Raw genomic sequence first — 20,441 nt, 5'->3', positions numbered from 1 at the left:
TCAGTCACCCAGATATTGAATGGTGATGTGGTATTTGAATACGTGTTGCTCGATGCTGATCGGCTCGCGCTTGCCTTTGCGCTGCAGGTAGACAATCTCCGTCACCAGCTTGCCGCTGGCGTTGCGCAGCTCGCGTCGATCGCCATTGTCCGTTAACGTCCAGCCCTTCGGCAACTGTGGCTGCCAGGCGCTAATTGGCCAGTGGCTGAGCATCACGTCGGCCAGCACCTGGCTGGCGGGCGGCAGCTGCGGCACGACGATCGACTGTTCGGTATGAATACCGGTCTCATCGTACGTCGCGAGGAACAGACGAATGCCCACGGAAGAAAGTCCGGCCAGCGTCACTTTATGCGCATCCGCGTTGAGCATCACCAGCAGAGACTGCGATTGTCCGTTAAAGCTGCCGGTCAGCAGCTGTTGGGAGCTTACTGCCGGGCTAATGCCGGGTGGCGGGAGCGTAACTTTGGTTCCCGGCTGGAGCCAGGCCTGGGGACGCGTCTCTTTGGTATCGGTCGAATGGCTGCAGCCCGCCAGCAGCAGCGCCGCGGCCAGCGCGGCGGCGCGGTAAAAAGCGTTCATTTACGTTTTCTCTCTTTCTTATCCGGCATCGCCAGCGGCGCCAGCAGGAAGGCAGTAAAAATACCGCTCACCAGCACGATACCAAAGCTGCTGATGGCCTGGGTGGCGCTGAAGACGAGCATGCCCAGCGTCAGCAGCGTGGTCATCATCGCCAGCGTAATCGCCAGCATTGAGGTCAGCGGCGTACCGCGCGGGTTGCTGAAAAACAGCGTGTAGTTAATGCCAATGCCGAGCACCAGTACCAGCGCCAGCAGTGAAAACAGATTCACCGGATGGCCCGTTGCGGCCAGGACCGCCAGCCCGCAGCTCAGCGACAGCACGGAAGGCACCAGGCTTATCAGCCCTTTACGCCAGCCGAGGCGCAGCATTGCCCCACAGGCAATCACTGCCAGCGCCGCAAACAGTAGCCCCGTCAGCAGCGTGCGATAGAGGGCAAACAGGCTGTCAAAGCTGGCTTTGCGATCGACCCAGACGACGCCATCATGGCGCGCGGCCAGTTCACTGAGGTGCGCGCTGTTTTTCGCGCCGTCCACCGGCACCAGCACGCCGCTTTCTCCATCAGGCAGGGTCAGCCAGAGCAGACGCCAGCCTTCGCTGGCCGGGCTTTTAAGCCACGCGTCCACGCTGACCGGCATGGCGTCGAGATTCGGGGAGACGGCGTTGAGCCCGGCGCTTTGCAGCACGTTCGTTACCGCAGGGGCAGCGTCGCGCAGCAGCGTAAGATCGCTTTTCTGGCGGGCCAGCGAGTTCAGCGGCAGGGTACGCCAGCGGGCGATCTCTCCCGCTTTTTGCGCCTCGGCCAGCGCCGGGGTAAAGGCTTCCAGCCGCTCCAGCGTTTGCTGAGGCGAGGCGCCATGGACCACAAACCATTTCTGATCGACGCTCTGTCCGGTCAGGGCGGTAATGGCCTTCTCCTGCGCCAGAATATCTTTTGGCAGGGCCTGCAGTTGGGCGATGTCGTCGTCCACCCTCAGGGTGCTCATCCCCACGGCGGAGAGCAGCGCCAGCGCGACGGGTAAACCAACGGACAATTTTTTATTGCGTCGCCAGGCGGCCAGCCAGCGCATCATCGGGACCATCAGCGGAACCGGGCGCACCGGTAAACCCCGGCACAGCCACGGATGCCAGAAAATCACCGTCAGGCAGGAGGCGCTCAATCCCACGGCGGCGAACACCGCCATCTGGCGGATCCCGGGGAAGGGGGCCAGCATCATTATCAGGTAGGCGGCGACGGTCGTCAGCAGCGCCAGCAGCAGCGCATTGCGCACTTTCCCCAGGCTTTGCCAGGGGGAATGCTCCGCGCCGTGCACCATCCGTTCGGTCAGGTAGTAGAGCGTGTAGTCGGCTGAAATACCGATGATGCTCATGCTCATCACCAGCGTCATCAGGTGCAGCTCGCCAAAGAGCAGCAGCGTTACCACCGTGCCCGCCAGCGCGCCGATGGCAATCGAGAGCACGCTCAGCAGCAGCGGACGCAGAGAGCGGAACACCGCCACGATGAGCAGGAACACGCCAAGCAGGGTGGCGATGCCCAGCGTTGAGACGTCGCGTTTGGCCTGCTGGCTGGCGTAATCGCTGTAAAACACGGTTCCGCGGGAAAGCAGCTGTGCCTGCGGGTAACGGGCTTTGAGCGTCTCCTGCAGCGCGTTAAGCGTCGTCACGAGCCGGTGGGTCTGCTGCATATCAAATGACGAGCCCGCCAGTTCACCGTGAAGCAGATACCAGTAGTTTCCCGCCTCATCTTTTGTGACCAGCCAGCCGTCCATCAGCCGCAGCTTCTGGCCGTTTTGCGCCAGAGCGAGCTGCGAGCCGCGCATCAGCATCAGGGGATCGTTTTGCAGCTCTTTGCCGCTGACGCCGGAAAAGGCTGAATAGAGCTGAGATAAAATCCACTGCGCCTGCGCGTTTCCGCCGTTTTGCAGGCGGGCGCGGGTGGCGGGATCGATAAGGCCGTTGCGGTGCTGCCAGAAGAACTCTCCCCAGGCTTTTTGCCCGGCGGCGTCCATCGGGCCTTTGACCTCGCTGAGCGCGTCACTGCTTTGCAGCATCGCCAGCCACTGCTGCGCCACGCGCGAATCCGGCTCTTTGCCGGGGCTAACCAGCCAGACCAGCTGGCGGTCGAGACGCTGCATAAACCCGTCGTTAAGCGCCGGCGGGATCGCCCCCAGCGTCTGTTTCGGCAGCATGGCCAGCACGCTGCTGTTAAGCCGCGCGACGGGCAGCCGCGACAGCAGCACGCCCAGCAGGATCAGGCATAGCGTGGCCCACAGCAGCGCCGGGCGCAGGGATTTACGGTGCGGCAAAGCGTTGGCGTTCGTCATCGGTCAGGCTGGCGGGCGTCAGTTGGTGGCGTGAAAGGGCGATATCGGTACGGTCACCCTGTTTGTCGTTGAGGCGAATCGTCTCCAGATAGGTCGCGCCGCCCAGATCGAGGGTGGCGAAAATCTTGTCCAGCGGCGTCGTTTTTGGCGTGAGCACCAGCGACCAGCGGCCTGCTCCCTGGTCTTTAAAATCGATGCGGAAGTTCTCTTCAAGCACCTTGCGGTCGGCCTGGAACAGAGCCCGCAGAAGGTGGTTGAACTGGAACATCTGCGGATTATTGTCGGCAGTGATGGTCTGCGGCGGCTGGCCGTTGATCGCCTGAACCATCCGCTTGTCGTCCAGCAGGAGCGTCATCGGAAACGGCGCTTTTTGATCCCACAGCAGGCCACTGTCGCGGGCGATCAGCATCTCGCCCTGCGAGCGCAGCGGCTGCGGCATATCTTTTATCGTGCGAACCTGTTCGAAGTGCGCACGCACGACAGGCTGCTCGGTGAAGCGCTGCTGCAGTTCATCCAGCGTCACGGCGCTGACCAGCGGGCTGACGATCAGCGCCAGCAAAGGCAACCATTTCATGGCGTCACTCCCATTCGTTCAAACAGTATTGCCGGGCTCACAAAGCACATTTCGCGGGTGGCTTCTTCTACTGCCACCTGGATGGTGTAACCGGTGGTGGTGCGTTTGCCGGTCTGCGCATCGAAAATTTGATAGGCAATGCGCAGGCGGTTTTCATACTCTTCAATGTGTGCGCGGACGCGAATTCGCTGCTCAAAGGTCACCGCATCGCGGTATTTCACCCGGGTATCGACGACGGGCCAAACGTAGCCGGAGGCCTTCATCTGGCGATAGCCATAGTTAAACTGATTGAGCAGCGCCTCGCGGGCGATCTCAAAGTAGCGGAAATAGTTACCGTGCCAGACCACGCCCATCATATCGACGTCGTGGAACGGAACGGTGATCTCGACTTCAGTCGTAAAGCGGGGATCGGTCAGCACCCTTTACTCCTTCTCTCTGGACTCTGGCAGATGCCAGAAATCGAAAAAATTAAACCAGTCGAGCGGCGACATGAGGGCGTAATGCTCCAGCCGCTGCGCGTAGCGATCGACGATATCCTGCAGCGCCTGCTGGCGTTCACCGCGCGGCAGGTGCAGCGGGTCGGCAAACGGTTCGCAGTGCAGGGTGAGCTTCCCCTGCTGGCGCAGAGCGAAAATCAGCACCACCGGGCAGCGCAGGATGGAGGCCAGAATAAACGGCCCCTGTGGGAACGGCGCAGGTTGGCCCATGAACGGACTCCAGATCACGCGCCAGTCACCGCCACGCTGCGGATTCACCGCGATGCGATCGCCCACAATCGCGACCCACTCTCCGCGCTCAAGCTTCTCTTTGATGGCAATCGCGGTGTCCGGGCCGATGTCGGTAACCGACATCAAATTTACGCTGGCCTGGGGCGCCATTTCGCTCATGATTTGCTTAAAGCGCTGGGCGTTCTCGCTGAAAACCAGGGCGTTGATGGTTTTGCTCTCTTCCAGCTGAGCCAGCGCCCGGCAGGCTTCTACGTCGCCAAGGTGCGAGGCGAGCAGGAGCTTGCCCTGCGGCGCCGCGATATCTAGCGCTTCGCTCGCGCCGGGAGCAAAGACCACGTCGCGATCAAACTTCAGCTCACCGCGCCAGCTGGCGACTTTATCCAGCATCGCGTTGCCAAAGCGCATAAAATGGAAAAAACTGTTGAGCCGTGAGGGAACAGGCATGCTCCGCTGACGCAGTTCTTGCTTCACTCTCGCAATCCACTGCCGCGAGGCCTGCCGCGCCGGACGCGCGATAAGCCAGTACACGCCGATCACCGGCCACAGCAGCACGGCAAAGGCCCGCCGCCCCAGCAGTTGCCAGACGCGCAGCATCAGGCGCATCCCCCGCAGACCCTTGACTTCGTCCTGCTGCGCCCAGTGCTGGCGGCGTCGACGGAAAAGCAGGCCGGGCATGCGGGGCAGCATGCCGAAGAAGAGTCGGGTATGCATCAGGGAGATCCGCACGTTATCTTTTAACGCATCGAAGTGGGACAACCCGTCCTTCGGATAGGTCACGCGGGTGGGCAGAAAGACGCTGGTGTTGCCCTGCCAGTAGAGACGGACCATCACTTCGGTGTCAAAGTCCATCCGTTTACCGAGCGGCTCACGCGCTGCCAGCCGCAGCGTGGGCGAGACCGGGTAGACCCGAAAGCCGCACATGCTGTCTTTAAGCTGCAGGGATAAGGTCTCAATCCACACCCAGACGTGGGTTACCCAGCGACCGTAGAGTCGCGAGCGTGGAATGGAATCATCGTAAATGGGCTGGCCGGAAATCAGCGCGTCCGGGTGGCGCTCTGCCAGCGCCAGCAGTTTGGGGATATCTTCGATGGCGTGCTGGCCGTCCGCGTCCACCTGCACGGCGTGGGTATAACCCGCGCGCGCGCACTCCTCCAGCCCCCTGATGACCGCGGCACCTTTCCCGGCGTTTTGCGCCAGACGGACCAGCGTCATCTGTGGCTCCGCCGCCGCCAGGCGTTCGAGCTCCTGACGGGTGACAGCTTCGCTGCCGTCATCCACCACCAGGCACGGCAGGCCGAACGGTGCGAGACGCGACAGCACGCTGGCGATCATGGCGCCGTGGTTGTAGCACGGGATCAGCACGCAGGGGCGAAAGATTACTGACATAGACGAATCTTTCCGCTGCTGGCGGTATGGCGCTCATCCCCGGCGTGACGCTGGTAGCTGAAGGTCAGCATCTGACGTTCGGCATGCCACTCAAGCACCAGCGTGACCGTGGTTTCCGGCAGCAGAGGCGCCTGGAACTTCACGCTTTGAATGCTGTGAAAGCGGTAGCCCGGTGCCAGTAATGTCGTGGCGTAGTGCATCACCCAGTCAAGCTGTGCAACGCCGGGCAGTAGCGGTTGTACGGCAAAATGGCCCTGAAACCAGAACAGCGCCGCGTCGAGATGCAAAATGATTTCCAGCTTCTCCGGCTGTGTCTGGTGGCGCTCAATTTCATGAATTTTCATGAAACAACTCCTCTAACTGCGCATAGACACGCTTGTTCATACTGTTTACCGGCATTTCATCGACAATACGCCAGTAGCGTGGAACGGCGACCGGCTCAAGCCACGGCAGCAGGGCGCGACGCCAGGCGAACTCCTGCGCTTTTTTATCCTGCATATACCCGCGCTGACGAACCGCTTCGTCCAGGACCAGCAGTGCACCAATCCCCTGACGGCCTCCGCGCGTGACCGGCAGTACAGCCGCTTCGCAAATGCCGTCGAGCTCCAGCAGGCGACGTTCGATCTCGTTAAGCGAGATGCGCTTTTCTTCAATTTTGACCACCCGCCCGCGACGACCGGCGATGCTGAACAGCCCCTCGCTATCGAAGTGGAGGATATCGTCCAGCTGGAGTCCTTCAGCCTCATGGATCAGTGGCGACGTGACGCGACAGGCTTCATCTTCCAGATGGAAGATCACGCCGGGGAACGCCAGCCACGGGACGTTATCCTGCTGGCGATGGCGCCAGGCAAGGATCCCGGTTTCGGTACTGCCATAAATTTCATCCGGGCAGATGTTAAGCCAGCCAGCGGTGGTGGCGACGTCACACCAGGGCAGCATTCCGCCTGCGGAAATCAGCATCCTGACGGGCGGCGCGGCCAGCTCGGTATCCAGGCGCTTCAGGAACGCCGGGCTGCTGATGAACAGGTAAAGCCTGTCATGAGGAAGGGCGGCCAGCTGTTCTGCGTAATAGAGCATCGCGGCATGCAGCGGCAGACCCAGCGCCATCGGCAATACGATGCGGAATGTCAGACCGTACAGGTGTTGCGGTACGACCGAGGCGACAACGCTGCATCCGGCCAGACGCTCGCCGAAGCGGTCAGCCAGCAGACGGGCCTCGCGATCCAGACTGACGATGTGCTTAATCACCCGGCGCGGGGTACCCGTGGAGCCGGAGGTGAACAGCTCTACGAAGCGGCTTTCGTCAATCTCCGGCAGGGGCGCCCAGTGGTTAACTGTCTGATGGTGGGAGGCCACCACAATCAGCTTCCCATGGAAAGCGAGAGTCCGATCGCTCAGAACGCCGCTAAACAACGCCTGCTGTTCTTCAAGCTGTGAGACGCGGCTATGGCCGGGAATGACCGGTGTTTTACCGGCATGCAGCGAGGCCAGCAGCGCAACAATAAACAGGTAGCTATTTTCAAAGCACAGCGCCCAGCGCTCGCCTTCCTGCTGACGCAGGGTGTCGACCAGTAAGGTCACGTCGTGGCGCAGCTGGCCCAGCGTCCAGGTACGATCGTCAAGCCAGGCAACGGGCGTATCGTCAGGGCGCGGCGCGTTTAACCACTGGCCCAGTGGAAGGGGGTTAGTCATTGTGCATCTCTTTTTTTATCATCCGCTGGCGCACCAGCCACTCTGTCGCCATCAGCGTCCCCATCAGGATGTAAGCCACCATACCGTTCCACAGCGTCCACAGATGCATGTCGCCGTGGAGGACGGTGAACAGCGCCATCGCGCCGTTACCGATGAAAAAGCCGCACCAGACGAGAGTCACCCTGCGGGTATAGCGCACGCCCTCCGGGGGCAAATCTGGCTCGCGCAAGCGCGCCAGTCGCTCGACAAGTGGCATCGCGGTCCACAGCGAACCCCCGAACACGGCCAGCATCACCAGGTTGACGACCACCGGGTAGAGCAGCAGCCACTGATGGGTTTTCAGCAGATAGCTGGCCGCGCAGAGCACGATGCCCGCCAGCGCAACACACTGCACCACGTACCGCATCGGGCCGGTGTTTCGCTGCGCCTGACGCAGCCGCAGCAGCAATACCAGTGCCATCACCGGTAACAGCCATTGCAGGCTGTTGTGCGCCAGCCCAAATCCAATGAGGAAGGGCCACGCCAGCAGCATCAGCCCCGTCAGCAGTGGGATGACCGGGAACGTCCGTCCACCACGCACAATGTCTTACTCTTCGCGCAGAAGCTGTTCGACGGCGTCTACCACATCCTGAACGGTACGAACCGATTTGAAGGTTTCCGGCTTGATTTTCTTGCCCGTTTTTTTCTGCAGATGAACAATCATGTCCACCGCATCAATGCTGTCCAGCTCCAGGTCTTCGTAAAGACGGGCTTCGGGCGTAATATCCTGCGGGTCGATTTCAAAGAGCTTGGTCAAAAGGCCACAGACTTCCTGATAAATGGTTTCTTGTTCGGTCATCGTGATCACATCTCAGGCGCGTTGAGCGTTGATAAAGGACGCCAGCGTGGCGACGGAAAAGAAGTGCTGGCGCATCTCTTCGCTTTCGGCGGAAAGCACCACGCCATACTGGTTTTTCACGGCCAGCCCCAGTTCCAGCGCGTCGATAGAGTCGAGACCCAGCCCATCGCCAAACAGTGCGGCATCGGTATCAATATCCTCTGCGGTAAGCTCGTCCAGATTCAGCGTGGTGATAATGAGATTCTTAATTTCAAGATAAAGCGCTTGCATCATTAATTCCTGACAAAGATTGAAGGCCTGATGTTAATCGATGCTGTAGATGCCGGTTTAACTGCCTTGCCGCCAGCGCCGGTTCTTGTTCAGTTGCATCGTAAAATTCGTCGATGTTCACGCGGTCGCGGACATCCACGGTGAAAACAGGTTTTTCTGGCGGTACATCATACCAGTGACTTTTTTTATCCAGCAGATGTTCGCTACAGTGGATCAGCACCACCCGCAGATCGCTGTTACAGCGCACGGCGATATTTGCCGCGCCGCGCTGGAGAGAGATAGCCTCGCCAAATCGGGTACGCGTGCCTTCCGGGAAGATTAAAAGCGTGTCGCCCTGAGCCAGACGCTGCTGGCTGGCCGCGAGCAGGGGCTCGGCTTCGCTGTTAATCAGGTAATCCGCCGCACGGATAACACCGCTGACAAACGGGTTGCGCAGCAGCGCGCTCTTCACCAGACAGTCGGTTTCCGGCATCACCGACGCCAGAATCACGTAGTCAATTAACGTGGGGTGGTTAGCCACCACCAGACAACCCCGATCGCTGCGCAGCGCGTCAAGGTTGTGAATGCGATAGTCCAGTACTCCGAGGCTGCGAGCAACGGTCAGGAAGAAGCGGAAGCTGGCCGCAATGCTGCGACGCGCCAGGCGACGACGGCTGGCGCGGTCGCGCTGGACGATCAGCAGCAGGTTGAACCAGACCAGCGACAGCAGCAGCCCGCCCACGCCAAACAGCGCGAAGCAGAAGCCGGTCATCACCAGACGCCATAACCAGTTGATACGGGCAGCCAGGCGGTTCATGCGCGCGTCCATTGCCACAGCAATCGTTCCCCGGGCACCACAAACTGCCGTGCCTCGCTGAGATAGCGTTGCAGGAACAACAGGCTTTGCGGCAGGGCGGGTTCTTCACCCGTGCTGCCGCTGCGGGTTTCACACTGCAATCCGTTGCCGGATTCAATCACCAGCGCCAGCGCGTATGGCCAGGTGGGCATCTGCGGCGGTAACGCCGGATGGTAAAATTCCGGCAGCGCGCCGTCAAAATCGACCAGCAGGACGCGGGAATAGCCCGCATGCAGCAGGCTCAGCACTTCACATAAGGCCTGCTGGAAGGTGTCCAGTCCGGCTGAGATGGATGATGAGACGATGGCCTGGCGTGCGGTAATCGTGAGATTGCCCACCGCGGAATTGTGCACGGACATGGCGAAATCGGTGGGGGAAACGGACTGCCCGGTCGCCAGAGCATGCAGAATACGGTAGTTGCGCTCCAGCTCGCCGTGACGGCTGGAATAGACGACGGCATCAATGGCGTGCTTTTGCAGCATGGCAAGACCAATGTCCACCGCCAGCTTACTGCCTGAATTGAGGCGGCGCGCGGTCATCATAGGTAAAGCGGTCAGCCGGGGAAGCGGGGCCGCTGGGTCAACGGCCAGCTGCAGGCGCGACCACGCCTGCCACTCTGTGGCATCGCTGAGTCCTGGCGCTCTCGCCTGCCAGTCGATAATGTTCAGTGAAAATTTCATCTACGCGCGTCCGCGAAAAAAACCGTATTCAAAGGGCAGGCTGGGCCACCCGGGCAGCTACGCTGCTCTGTTGTTCACGTTTGGTGCATATCAGCAGGGTATGACCGACCCCAAGGTTGTCCAGCCGCTGTTCAACGCTGAAACCTGCGCTCTCCAGGTAGCGATAAAACTTCTCTACGCTGTAAAACCGGCTATTACCATTCGCCATACAGGTGAAATAGAGCGAGGTGGCATTCAGGCTGAAAGAGGCCGCTTCAAACTTCTGGGCATCCCAGAAAAGCTCCATGATGCACAAGCGTGCGCCTGGCTTCATGACCTGTGCGACGCGCGTCAGCATGGCGACAATCTGATCCGGAGAGAAACAATCCAGGAACTGGCTCATCCACCAGACGTCGGCGTCACCCGGCAATGCTGCAGGGCTAAGCATATCGACAGCATGGAATGCAATACGATGAGAAAAACCTGCTTTTGCGATGTTTTCCTGCGCCAGCGCTATCTGCTGCGGCAGATCGAGGATCGTCACGGCAACATTTTCGTCATAGCGGCAGCAGCGTAACGACCATTTACCCGTATTTCCGCCCACATCGTACAATTTTGTCGGCGAGCTTGCGAATATATATGGTAACGCAGCGTCAAAAGCGGCGTCAGAATAGTAATGATCAAAAGCGAACCAGCTCTCTTTCGCCGGAGCCGGTAATTGGGATAATGCCGGGTAGATGGTTGGCCAGTCGCCAAACACGGCTAATCCGGCCGGCTTTTCTTCCTGCAGGGCGTCCGCCAGGTGAAATAGCCCCTGATAACAAACGTCCTGAGTGAAATCCATATTTACGCGGGTCATTGCGTCGTGCAGTAAAAAATGTCCCACTTTCGCCAGAAAATAACGTCCATTCTGTCGGGTAACGATGCGTCCGCTTAATCCCATATCCAGCAGGACGCTGACACCATAGCTACTCAGGGTGCTGTTTTCGGTTATTTCCTCGAGGGTAGCTCCCTCTTTGCCTTGTTTATCGAGACAGGCGAGAACGCCTGAGTTACGCAGACAAAGCGCAGTCTGGAATAACATCGGGGCAAAGGCGATGCGTTGCGCTTCGGTAATGGCATCCAGTGCGCTGAGTGTGTCCTTTTCGTACATTACTGCGTAACCTTATAGGGCAATAAAGAGAGGTTATCGGGCCATACGCGGCCCGACTTTAGAAAAATATTACAGCGCGGCGCCAGCGGAGAGGTTCAGCTGAATATCGTGGTCGAGGTTATTCACCCAGCGGTTATAATTCTTGTGAATTTTACCGTCTGCCGCTTTCAGGTTAAGGCTGTTTTCATAGTTGATTGAATAGCTTGTTGCCGTGTACGGAATACTCACCTGGACCGAGTGATCGCGTGACTGCAGACGTCCCTTAATCACCCCAGGACCCGCTTCCGTCATGATCCAGTCACGCTTTTGGCCTGCTTTCAAAATTGCCGTTTTTACCTGATCGGCAGTATGACCCGCGCTGACAATAGAGTGAACCTGAGCGATTGGGGCGGTACGCGCACAGCCTGCCAGTGCACCCACGAATACGGCAGCAGTACACCATTTAACGATCTTTTTCATCAACAACTCCATATCAATAATAACAATTAAAGGTGGTGGTTTTTACAAATAATACGCATCCGGCTTTTTTTAGCCGCCAGATGTATTTTTAATCAATATTAATGTTTGCATTGCGTTGACGCGAAGGCGGGCATAATAACATGGAAAATAAATAAGAATTTCATTTTTTATAATTTGCGTTAAATCATGAATTGCGTTTCAACATAATGCGCGTGGCGTAAATAAAGACAGAGTGAATATCGCCTTAACGCAAATAAAAATACCGCGACGGATTAGGGACGCGGTAATTTACGGTGTATTACTGACGCTTTAAACCTACCTGTACAGGTAGGCCGGTTACCCGGGTAGCCGGCTTTTCGGCCTCCCCGGCCCGAGCAGGATCGCCAGCTTGCTGCCGCCTTTGGTGGTTTCCATCCAGATTTTACATACGCTGGTCAGGGGGACCGACAGCAGCATCCCGACCGGGCCCAGCAGCCATCCCCAAATCAGTAAGGATAAAAACACCACCAGCGTCGACATGCCCAGCCGGTGTCCCATCATGCGCGGCTCAAGAATATTGCCCAGCACCATATGCACGACGAGGAACAGCGCGCCGACCAGCATGCATTCGTAGAAGCCGTTAAACAGAAACGCCTGAATCATCGGCGGCACGGCGGAAAGCACCGCGCCAATATTGGGCACGTAGTTGAGCAGAAACGCCAGCACGCCCCACATCAGCGCAAACTGCACGTCCATCAGCATCAGCCCCAGCCAGACAATGATCCCCGTCCAGACGCTCAGCAGCGTTTTCAGCGCCAGATATTTTGAGACGCCCTTCAGTGCCCGGTGTAATCCGGCAATATGAATTTGTGGGTTGTTCAGGGCAAAGCGCAGCTTATAGGGGACGTGGCGGACTTCGAACAGCATAAAGACCACCGTCATGACCAGCAGCAGAATGCTGGCCATCGCGCCGGAAAGCCCCGTCATCAGCGTGGTGGCGTAGGTCATGACCTTCTCGGAATCCATCCTTCGCAGCATCCGTTCGGGTGAGATATGCAGATTAAGGAAGGGCACCATCTCCTGCAGCGCCACAATCTTACGCGTCAGCTCTTTGTTGTACTGCGGCAGCATGGTGGAGAATTCGCTCAGCGATGCCGCCAGCACGCCAAAGAGCGCCGTCAGGGCAATCAGCATCACGATGACGACGATGGTGATGGCGACCGGACGGCTGACGCCCCGGCGTAAAAACCAGGTGACCAGCGGATTAAGCACAATGGCAAAAAAGAGCGCCAGCAGGAGCTGGACAATAATGTCAGCGGCAGCGTGGATACCCGCAAGGATAACCACCAGACAGGCGAGTTTTAATAAGATATGGAGCCCTGCTTTGTCGGACGGGTTAGCGATCATGCGTGTTCCTTAATATGATGACCCGGTAAGTGTAGTGTCCGGGCTCCGCTTCGTCTGGGGCCGTTAATCTGAAAGTCGGGGCTGATTTTCTTATTGCGCCGTGGTAATAGTGAAACACTGTTGTAAAAAATCCAGGTAGAACCCCATGCCCGAACCTGCCGCTGAACCGGCACTGAGCGGACTGCGCCTCAATCTGCGCATCGTTTCCGTTGTGATTTTCAACTTTGCCAGCTATCTGACCATTGGCCTGCCGCTGGCGGTCCTGCCGGGCTATGTCCATGACGTGATGGGCTTCAGCGCCTTCTGGGCGGGGCTGGTGATTAGCCTGCAGTATTTCGCCACGCTCCTCAGCCGCCCGCATGCCGGGCGCTACGCGGACACGTTCGGTCCAAAAAGCATCGTGGTCGTGGGATTGTGCGGCTGTTTCCTCAGCGGCCTGAGCTATCTTCTGGCTGCCGCAACCAGCCACTGGCCGCTGGTCAGCCTGGCGCTGCTCTGCCTGGGTCGCGTCATTCTGGGCATTGGGCAAAGTCTGGCGGGAACCGGCTCGACGCTGTGGGGCGTGGGGGTTGTCGGCGCGCCGCACATTGGCCGGGTGATCTCCTGGAACGGGATTGTCACCTACGGTGCGATGGCGCTCGGTGCGCCGCTCGGCGTGGCCTGCTATGCGCTGGGCGGGCTGCATGGGCTGGCCATCACCATTATGGCGGTCGCGCTGCTGGCGATCCTCTTGGCGCTGCCGCGCCCGAAGGTGAAGGCCAGCAAAGGCAAGCCACTGCCGTTTCGGGCGGTGCTGGGGCGCGTCTGGCCGTACGGCATGGCCCTGGCGCTGGCGACAACTGGCTTCGGCGTGATAGCCACCTTCATTACTCTATTCTATGACGCCAAAGGCTGGGACGGTGCGGCCTTTGCGTTAACCCTGTTCAGCTGTGCGTTTGTTGGCGCGCGCCTGCTTTTCCCTAACGGCATCAACCGTCTGGGCGGGCTGAACGTGGCGATGATCTGCTTTGCGATAGAGATTGTTGGGCTGCTGCTGACCGGAATAGCGATGGTGCCCTGGGTCGCGAAAGTGGGCGTCTTCCTCGCGGGGGCAGGCTTTTCTCTGGTCTTCCCGGCGCTGGGCGTGGTGGCGGTAAAAGCCGTGCCGCAGCAGAATCAGGGGGCGGCGCTGGCGACCTATACGGTGTTTATGGATATGTCTTTAGGCATTACCGGCCCGCTGGCGGGGCTGGTGATGGCCTGGGCAGGCGTGCCGGTGATCTATCTTGCCGCGGCGGGTCTGGTGATTATTGCGCTGCTGCTGACGTGGCGGCTAAAAAAATGGCCCCCGGTGCAGGCACCGGAGGCCACGTCATCATCGTGAATCGTTACTGGATCACGATGGTGTTAATGATGTTTTCAGCAGCCGTCTGTGCTTTCTGCTGATCTTCCGCTGGCAGGGTGATCTGCAGGGTCAGCAGTTTGTTATCGACCTTGCCCAGCACGACAGAGGAGTAAGCTGTCTGGCCTTTTGCAGAGATGATGCTGTCCAGCTGCTGCAGCTTATGACCTTTCAGCTCGATGGATTTATTGGTCACGACCTGCAGCTGCGGGTCGCGGCCGCGCTGCTGATCTTCCAGACGTTTGGACAGAACGGCCAGATCTTCGCTGGTGTCGTCGCCCACAATTACAATGACCGCTTTCTGCCCGGTTGCGTCGGAGTAAACGTGCATGTTATTCGCCTGGGTGCCCAGCTTGCCGCTCTGGTCAGTCATATCGGCTGGCAGAGAGAAACTGAGTTTGCCATCCATCAGATTGACCGGCTGGCCGGTCGCGTTGCTCTCTGCGGATGCGCCCTGAGCAGGCGTTTTCGTGTCGCTGTTATCACAGGCTGCAAGACCCACAACCAGCAGGCCAATCCCGACATATTTAACCAGATTGCGCATTGACTTCTTCCTTTCGATAAACGGCCATAACGGCTCATTCGCTCATCTTATCACAACTGATAAAGCGAACCCTTAACCAGCCTGCAATGCCGTGATTTCAGATTTATCTGCCAGCCTTTTCAGCAGCATATTGAGCAGTACGCCGTACATGGGCAGGAAGAAGACAATGCTGATGAGGACCTTGAAGCAGTAGTCCACCAGCGCGATTTCCATCCAGTGTTCGGCCATGAACGCATCCGGGCTGCGCCAGAAGGCGATGAAGAAGAAGGCCAGCGTATCGCTCACGTTACCGAACAGCGTGGAGGCGGTTGGCGCCATCCACCAGCGGTGATTTTGCCGCAGGCGGTTAAACACGTGCACGTCGAGGATCTGCCCCAGCGCGTAGGCCATAAAGCTGGCGGCGGCGATACGGGCGACAAACAGGTTAAAGTGGGTTAACGCCTCAAAGCCCTGCCAGCTTCCCATATAAAACAGAGACGAAATCACATACGAGATGAACAGCGCCGGGAGCATGACCGAAAAAATAATGCGGCGAGCCAGCGGTGCGCCAAAGATACGCACGGTCAAATCGGTCGCGAGGAAAATAAACGGAAAACTGAACGCGCCCCAGGTGGTATGAAAACCAAAGATGGAGATCGGGAGCTGCACCAGATAGTTGCTGGAGGTGATCACCAGCAAATGGAAAAGCGAAAGCCAGAACAACGCTTTTACGCGCTGAGATTCGGAAAACGACGTCATATTGTGACCTTTTTATACGTTGGGGTGAGGGAACCCAATAAAAACCGCAGCATGATACTGCTTTGGCAGGACATTGCAATGGTTAGTTTTTACGCAATCGTTAACCTGGTTTGCATTGATCGCAACCGGGCGTAAACTACAGCCGTTTTTATCTGACCGAGAAGATCATGACCGACCTGTTTTCCAGCCCAGACCATACCATTGATGCCCAGGGCCTTCGCTGCCCGGAACCGGTAATGATGGTACGTAAGACCGTGCGCAATATGCAGACCGGTGAAACGCTGTTGATTATTGCCGATGACCCGGCCACGACCCGTGATATTCCCGGTTTTTGTATCTTTATGGAACATGAGCTGGTGGCACAGCAGACTGAGGCGCTGCCGTACCGGTATTTAATTCGTAAGGGGTAGATGGGCTGGTGGTGTTGTAGGCCGGGTAAGGCAAAGCCGCCATCCGGCAAAAATACGTCCTCTGCGGCCTGATGCCCTCACCCCGACCCTCTCCCACGGGGAGAGGGAGAAAGTCATCCTTTCATCCACGCCCGGATCCCGTCCAGGAACATCTGCGTCGCCATCATGACCAGAATCAGCCCCATCAGGCGCTCCAGCGCGTTCACCCCTTTCTCACCCAGCAGGCGCAGGAACAGGGACGACTGCAGCAGGATAATAAACGTCCCGCCCCAGGCGATCAGCAGGGCAATCACCAGATGACTCATCTGGTTCGGATACTGATGCGACAGCAGCATCAGCGTGGCCAGAATGGTCGGGCCCGCGACGAGGGGGATCGCCAGCGGCACAATAAACGGCTCTTCACCCGCAGGCAGGCCGCTGCTGCTGCCTTCCGCGCTCGGGAAAATCATCTTAATGGCAATCAGGAACAGAATAATCCCGCCGGAAATCGACACGGTTTCGGCGCGCAGGTTCAGGAATGCGAGGATCTTTTCCCCGGCAAACAGGAAGATAAACATCACCAGCAGGGCGATGAGCAGCTCGCGGATCATGATCGCCCGACGGCGCTTCGGCTCGGTGTGCTTCAGCACCGACATGAAGATCGGCAGGTTACCCAGTGGATCCATTATCAGAATCAATAAAACCGCTGCGGAAATGATTTCACTCATGTAAATTATCCCTGAAATTCTCTATGGTTATTATGATAATTAGCTGTATTTCTGATTGCCGGGCAATCATCGATTAATTTCGCTTGCGACTTTGGCTGCATTTTGTAATGTGAAGCATATCCCAGTTCAATACTGGCTTGCACAAACAGCACACACCCTCAGCAGGAAAAAAATGCTATGAAAAACGTTGGTTTTATCGGCTGGCGCGGTATGGTCGGCTCTGTACTCATGCAACGCATGGTTGAAGAGCGCGATTTCGACGCTATCCGCCCGGTCTTCTTCTCCACTTCCCAGCTCGGCCAGGCTGCTCCGTCCTTTGGTGGTACCACAGGCACGTTGCAGGATGCTTACGATCTGGAAGCGCTGAAGGCGCTCGACATTATTGTGACCTGCCAGGGCGGCGATTATACCAACGAAATCTATCCAAAGCTGCGTGAAAGCGGCTGGCAGGGCTACTGGATTGACGCGGCCTCGTCGCTGCGCATGAAAGACGATGCCATCATCATTCTCGACCCGGTTAACCAGGGCGTGATCACCGATGGCCTGAACAACGGCGTGAAAACCTTTGTCGGCGGTAACTGCACCGTCAGCCTGATGCTGATGTCCCTCGGCGGCCTGTTCGCGCAGGATCTGGTTGAGTGGGTCTCCGTGGCGACCTACCAGGCGGCGTCCGGTGGCGGCGCGCGTCACATGCGCGAGCTGCTGACCCAGATGGGCCAGCTGCACCAGAGCGTTGCGACCGAGCTGGCAAACCCGGCATCCGCTATTCTGGATATCGAGCGTAAAGTGACCCAGCTGACCCGCAGCGGCGAGCTGCCGGTGGATAACTTTGGCGTACCGCTGGCAGGCGGCCTGATCCCGTGGATCGACAAACAGCTGGATAACGGCCAGACCCGCGAAGAGTGGAAGGGCCAGGCTGAGACCAACAAAATCCTCAATACCGCGAACACCATTCCGGTTGATGGCCTCTGCGTGCGTATCGGTGCGCTGCGCTGCCACAGCCAGGCCTTCACCATTAAACTGAAAAAAGATGTGTCTATTCCGACCGTGGAAGAGCTGCTGGCCGCGCACAACCCGTGGGCGAAAGTGGTGCCAAACGATCGCGATATCACCATGCGCGAGCTGACCCCGGCTGCCGTTACCGGCACGCTGACCACGCCGGTTGGCCGTCTGCGCAAGCTGAACATGGGGCCGGAGTATCTCTCCGCGTTCACCGTCGGTGACCAGCTCCTGTGGGGCGCTGCCGAGCCGCTGCGCCGCATGCTGCGCCAGCTGGCGTAATAATTTGTTAAATACCGGGGGTGATTTTCACCCCTTTTTTTTGCGTACTACATGGAGTAACACGCGTATGTCTTATTTTTTATCAGGAGTCATCTAGAGCGTTGGCTATGCTTTAAGGAAGAGTCATTTCTTACCTGAGGTTCGAACGGAGCAGATTGGATGCACATTTTTGTGCTGTCCCGTTCAGGTCACATTAAAAGTCGTCCCGGAGCGCTTAAAAAGGACGACATAAAAAACAGGATGAATACCATGTCCGATCGTGTGGATAGAGACGTGATTAATGCGCTTATTGCGGGTCATTTTGCTGACCCCTTTTCTGTGCTTGGGATGCATCGTACTGAGGATGGCCTTGAAGTTCGGGCATTGTTACCGGATGCCACAGAAGTCTGGGTGATTGAACCCAAAACCGGCCGCAAGGTGGGTAATCTTGAATGCCTCGATTCCCGTGGCTTCTTCTCGGGCGTGATGCCCCGTCGTAAAAACCCGTTTCGCTATCAGCTCGCCGTTCTCTGGCACGGTCAGCAAAACCTGATTGACGATCCCTACAGCTTTGGCCCTCTGCTTAAAGAGATGGACGCCTGGCTGCTCTCCGAAGGGACGCATCTTCGTCCTTATGAAACGCTGGGTGCCCATGCCGATACCATGGACGGCATTACCGGCACGCGCTTCTCCGTGTGGGCGCCCAATGCCCAGCGCGTCTCCGTTGTCGGGCAGTTCAACTACTGGGACGGCCGCCGCCACCCGATGCGTCTGCGCCGGGAAACCGGCATCTGGGAGCTGTTTATCCCCGGGGCGCACCACGGGCAGCTTTATAAATTCGAGATGATCGACGCCCACGGCAAGCTGCGCATTAAAGCCGACCCGTATGCCTTCGAAGCGCAGATGCGCCCGGATACCGCGTCGCTGATTTGCGGCCTGCCGGAGAAGGTCGTTCAGACGGAGGAGCGCAAGCAGGCTAACCGCTTTGATGCGCCGATCTCCGTCTATGAAGTCCATCTTGGCTCCTGGCGTCGCCACACCGATAACAACTTCTGGCTGAGCTACCGGGAGCTTGCCGACCAGCTGGTGCCGTATGCAAAATGGATGGGCTTTACCCACCTTGAGCTGCTGCCGGTCAACGAGCACCCGTTCGACGGCAGCTGGGGCTATCAGCCCACCGGGCTGTATGCGCCAACGCGCCGCTTCGGCACGCGCGACGACTTCCGCTATTTCATTGATGCCGCGCACGCCGCCGGGCTGAACGTCATCCTCGACTGGGTGCCGGGTCATTTCCCTGCGGATGATTTCGCGCTGGCAGAGTTTGACGGCACGAAGCTGTATGAGCACAGCGATCCGCGCGAAGGCTATCACCAGGACTGGAACACGCTGATCTACAACTACGGTCGCCGTGAGGTCGCAAACTATCTGGTCGGGAATGCCCTGTACTGGATCGAGCGGTTTGGTATTGATGCCCTGCGCGTCGATGCGGTGGCGTCGATGATCTACCGCGACTACAGCCGCAAAGAGGGGGAGTGGATCCCGAACGAGTTTGGCGGCCGCGAAAACCTGGAAGCCATTGAATTCCTGCGTAATACCAACCGCATTATCGGCGAGCAGGTGGACGGTGCCGTAACCATGGCGGAAGAGTCGACCGACTTTGCGGGCGTCTCCCGTCCGCCGTCATTGGGCGGCCTGGGGTTCTGGTATAAGTGGAACCTGGGCTGGATGCACGACACGCTCGACTACATGAAGCTGGATCCAGTCCACCGTAAGTACCATCACGACAAGCTGACTTTCGGGATGCTCTACAACTACACCGAAAACTTCATGCTGCCGCTGTCCCACGATGAAGTGGTGCACGGCAAAAGATCGATTCTCGACCGCATGCCGGGCGACGCGTGGCAGAAGTTTGCCAACCTGCGCGCCTATTACGGCTGGATGTTTGCCTTCCCGGGCAAAAAACTGCTGTTTATGGGCAATGAGTTCGCCCAGGGGCGCGAGTGGAACCACGACGCCAGCCTCGACTGGCATCTGCTGGAAGGCGGTGACAACTGGCACCACGGGGTGCAGCGCCTGGTACGCGATCTGAACCTTACCTACCGGCACCACAAAGCGCTGCACGAGCTCGACTTCGATCCGTACGGCTTTGAATGGCTGGTGGTGGACGACCACGAACGCTCGGTGTTTGTCTTTGTGCGTCGTGACAAAGCCGGTAACGAGATCATCGTCGCCAGCAACTTTACGCCGGTGCCGCGTGAACACTACCGCTTCGGCATTAACCAGCCGGGTAAATGGCGCGAAATTCTGAATACCGACTCGATGCACTACCACGGCAGTAACGCCGGTAACGGCGGGCTGGTACAGAGCGACGCCATCGAAAGCCACGGACGACCCAACTCCCTGAGCCTGACGCTGCCGCCGCTTGGCACCATCTGGCTAATGCGGGAGGGCGAATGACGCAGCTTACGGCAGGTAAACCCGAACCGCTCGGGGCGAGTTTTGACGGGAAGGGGGTCAATTT

At 58.3% G+C, this 20,441-nt stretch carries 22 protein-coding genes; 4 read left to right on the top strand and 18 right to left on the bottom strand.

Annotated elements, in window-relative coordinates; all coding sequences use genetic code 11:
* The 15 genes from DOU50_RS11015 to DOU50_RS10945 form a co-directional block, all read right to left on the bottom strand.
* Positions 1-579: a DUF3261 domain-containing protein gene (locus DOU50_RS11015; protein ID WP_024908867.1), complete on the bottom strand. Its 579-nt coding sequence runs from the start codon at positions 577-579 to the stop codon at positions 1-3.
* Positions 576-2,900, bottom strand: a complete 2,325-nt coding sequence (locus DOU50_RS11010) for an MMPL family transporter (RefSeq protein ID WP_148769382.1) — start codon at positions 2,898-2,900, stop codon at positions 576-578. The genes DOU50_RS11015 and DOU50_RS11010 overlap by 4 nt, the downstream gene beginning before the upstream one ends.
* Complete coding sequence (locus DOU50_RS11005; RefSeq protein WP_024908869.1) at positions 2,869-3,474, bottom strand: outer membrane lipoprotein carrier protein LolA; 606 nt, start codon at positions 3,472-3,474, stop codon at positions 2,869-2,871. The genes DOU50_RS11010 and DOU50_RS11005 overlap by 32 nt, the downstream gene beginning before the upstream one ends.
* A complete protein-coding gene (locus tag DOU50_RS11000) occupies positions 3,471-3,893 on the bottom strand; it encodes an acyl-CoA thioesterase (protein ID WP_061716356.1) in 423 nt (140 codons plus the stop codon). Before DOU50_RS11000 ends, DOU50_RS11005 begins: the two co-directional genes overlap by 4 nt.
* A gap of 3 nt (positions 3,894-3,896) precedes the next feature.
* On the bottom strand, positions 3,897-5,588 hold the full coding sequence (locus tag DOU50_RS10995) for a glycosyltransferase family 2 protein (protein WP_148769381.1): 1,692 nt from the start codon (positions 5,586-5,588) through the stop codon (positions 3,897-3,899).
* Positions 5,579-5,932, bottom strand: coding sequence for a hydroxymyristoyl-ACP dehydratase (locus tag DOU50_RS10990; RefSeq protein ID WP_148769380.1), 354 nt, complete (start codon positions 5,930-5,932; stop codon positions 5,579-5,581). The genes DOU50_RS10995 and DOU50_RS10990 overlap by 10 nt, the downstream gene beginning before the upstream one ends.
* Positions 5,919-7,280, bottom strand: a complete 1,362-nt coding sequence (locus tag DOU50_RS10985; RefSeq protein WP_148769379.1) for an AMP-binding protein — start codon at positions 7,278-7,280, stop codon at positions 5,919-5,921. Before DOU50_RS10985 ends, DOU50_RS10990 begins: the two co-directional genes overlap by 14 nt.
* Positions 7,273-7,860 (bottom strand): hypothetical protein, encoded by a 588-nt coding sequence (locus DOU50_RS10980; RefSeq protein WP_148769378.1) that lies wholly within the window; start codon positions 7,858-7,860, stop codon positions 7,273-7,275. Before DOU50_RS10980 ends, DOU50_RS10985 begins: the two co-directional genes overlap by 8 nt.
* Positions 7,861-7,866: 6 nt before the next feature.
* The gene (locus DOU50_RS10975) at positions 7,867-8,118 is read right to left on the bottom strand and encodes an acyl carrier protein (protein WP_024908875.1); all 252 of its coding nucleotides are present in this window, start codon (positions 8,116-8,118) and stop codon (positions 7,867-7,869) included.
* A gap of 12 nt (positions 8,119-8,130) precedes the next feature.
* Positions 8,131-8,388: a phosphopantetheine-binding protein gene (locus DOU50_RS10970; RefSeq protein ID WP_008503081.1), complete on the bottom strand. Its 258-nt coding sequence runs from the start codon at positions 8,386-8,388 to the stop codon at positions 8,131-8,133.
* Positions 8,369-9,196, bottom strand: a complete 828-nt coding sequence (locus DOU50_RS10965; protein WP_410374677.1) for a lysophospholipid acyltransferase family protein — start codon at positions 9,194-9,196, stop codon at positions 8,369-8,371. Before DOU50_RS10965 ends, DOU50_RS10970 begins: the two co-directional genes overlap by 20 nt.
* The gene (locus DOU50_RS10960) at positions 9,181-9,903 is read right to left on the bottom strand and encodes a beta-ketoacyl synthase chain length factor (RefSeq protein ID WP_024908878.1); all 723 of its coding nucleotides are present in this window, start codon (positions 9,901-9,903) and stop codon (positions 9,181-9,183) included. The genes DOU50_RS10965 and DOU50_RS10960 overlap by 16 nt, the downstream gene beginning before the upstream one ends.
* A gap of 28 nt (positions 9,904-9,931) precedes the next feature.
* Positions 9,932-11,035 (bottom strand): class I SAM-dependent methyltransferase, encoded by a 1,104-nt coding sequence (locus DOU50_RS10955; protein WP_148769377.1) that lies wholly within the window; start codon positions 11,033-11,035, stop codon positions 9,932-9,934.
* Positions 11,036-11,104: 69 nt separating this feature from the next.
* The gene (locus DOU50_RS10950) at positions 11,105-11,494 is read right to left on the bottom strand and encodes a hypothetical protein (RefSeq protein ID WP_024908880.1); all 390 of its coding nucleotides are present in this window, start codon (positions 11,492-11,494) and stop codon (positions 11,105-11,107) included.
* Positions 11,495-11,830: 336 nt separating this feature from the next.
* A complete protein-coding gene (locus DOU50_RS10945; protein ID WP_024908881.1) occupies positions 11,831-12,880 on the bottom strand; it encodes an AI-2E family transporter in 1,050 nt (349 codons plus the stop codon).
* 145 nt (positions 12,881-13,025) lie between these two features.
* On the opposite strand from DOU50_RS10945, the gene DOU50_RS10940 reads away from it, so the two are divergent.
* Positions 13,026-14,243: an MFS transporter gene (locus DOU50_RS10940; RefSeq protein ID WP_148769376.1), complete on the top strand. Its 1,218-nt coding sequence runs from the start codon at positions 13,026-13,028 to the stop codon at positions 14,241-14,243.
* A gap of 4 nt (positions 14,244-14,247) precedes the next feature.
* On the opposite strand, the gene DOU50_RS10935 is transcribed toward DOU50_RS10940, so the two are convergent.
* Together DOU50_RS10935 and DOU50_RS10930 are read right to left on the bottom strand one after the other, a co-directional pair.
* Positions 14,248-14,805 carry a DcrB family lipoprotein gene (locus DOU50_RS10935; RefSeq protein ID WP_008503073.1) on the bottom strand — a complete coding sequence of 186 codons (558 nt, stop codon included), beginning with the start codon at positions 14,803-14,805 and terminating at the stop codon, positions 14,248-14,250.
* Positions 14,806-14,877: 72 nt separating this feature from the next.
* Positions 14,878-15,543: a 7-cyano-7-deazaguanine/7-aminomethyl-7-deazaguanine transporter gene (locus DOU50_RS10930; protein WP_032648297.1), complete on the bottom strand. Its 666-nt coding sequence runs from the start codon at positions 15,541-15,543 to the stop codon at positions 14,878-14,880.
* Positions 15,544-15,710: 167 nt separating this feature from the next.
* On the opposite strand from DOU50_RS10930, the gene tusA reads away from it, so the two are divergent.
* Positions 15,711-15,953 (top strand): sulfurtransferase TusA, encoded by a 243-nt coding sequence (tusA, locus tag DOU50_RS10925; RefSeq protein ID WP_148769375.1) that lies wholly within the window; start codon positions 15,711-15,713, stop codon positions 15,951-15,953.
* A gap of 113 nt (positions 15,954-16,066) precedes the next feature.
* On the opposite strand, the gene yhgN is transcribed toward tusA, so the two are convergent.
* On the bottom strand, positions 16,067-16,660 hold the full coding sequence (gene yhgN, locus DOU50_RS10920) for an NAAT family transporter YhgN (protein ID WP_003861574.1): 594 nt from the start codon (positions 16,658-16,660) through the stop codon (positions 16,067-16,069).
* Positions 16,661-16,837: 177 nt separating this feature from the next.
* On the opposite strand from yhgN, the gene asd reads away from it, so the two are divergent.
* Both asd and glgB read left to right on the top strand, forming a co-directional pair.
* Positions 16,838-17,941: an aspartate-semialdehyde dehydrogenase gene (asd, locus tag DOU50_RS10915; protein ID WP_024908885.1), complete on the top strand. Its 1,104-nt coding sequence runs from the start codon at positions 16,838-16,840 to the stop codon at positions 17,939-17,941.
* Positions 17,942-18,190: 249 nt separating this feature from the next.
* Positions 18,191-20,377: a 1,4-alpha-glucan branching enzyme gene (gene glgB / locus DOU50_RS10910; RefSeq protein ID WP_148769374.1), complete on the top strand. Its 2,187-nt coding sequence runs from the start codon at positions 18,191-18,193 to the stop codon at positions 20,375-20,377.
* The last annotated feature ends 64 nt before the right edge of the window (positions 20,378-20,441 follow it).

It is taken from the genome of Enterobacter sp. C6 (assembly GCF_008122455.1).
Lineage (GTDB): Bacteria > Pseudomonadota > Gammaproteobacteria > Enterobacterales > Enterobacteriaceae > Enterobacter > Enterobacter pseudoroggenkampii.
The sequence above is the reverse complement of the archived record's forward strand: the minus strand, read 5'-3'. Positions and strand labels throughout refer to the sequence as shown.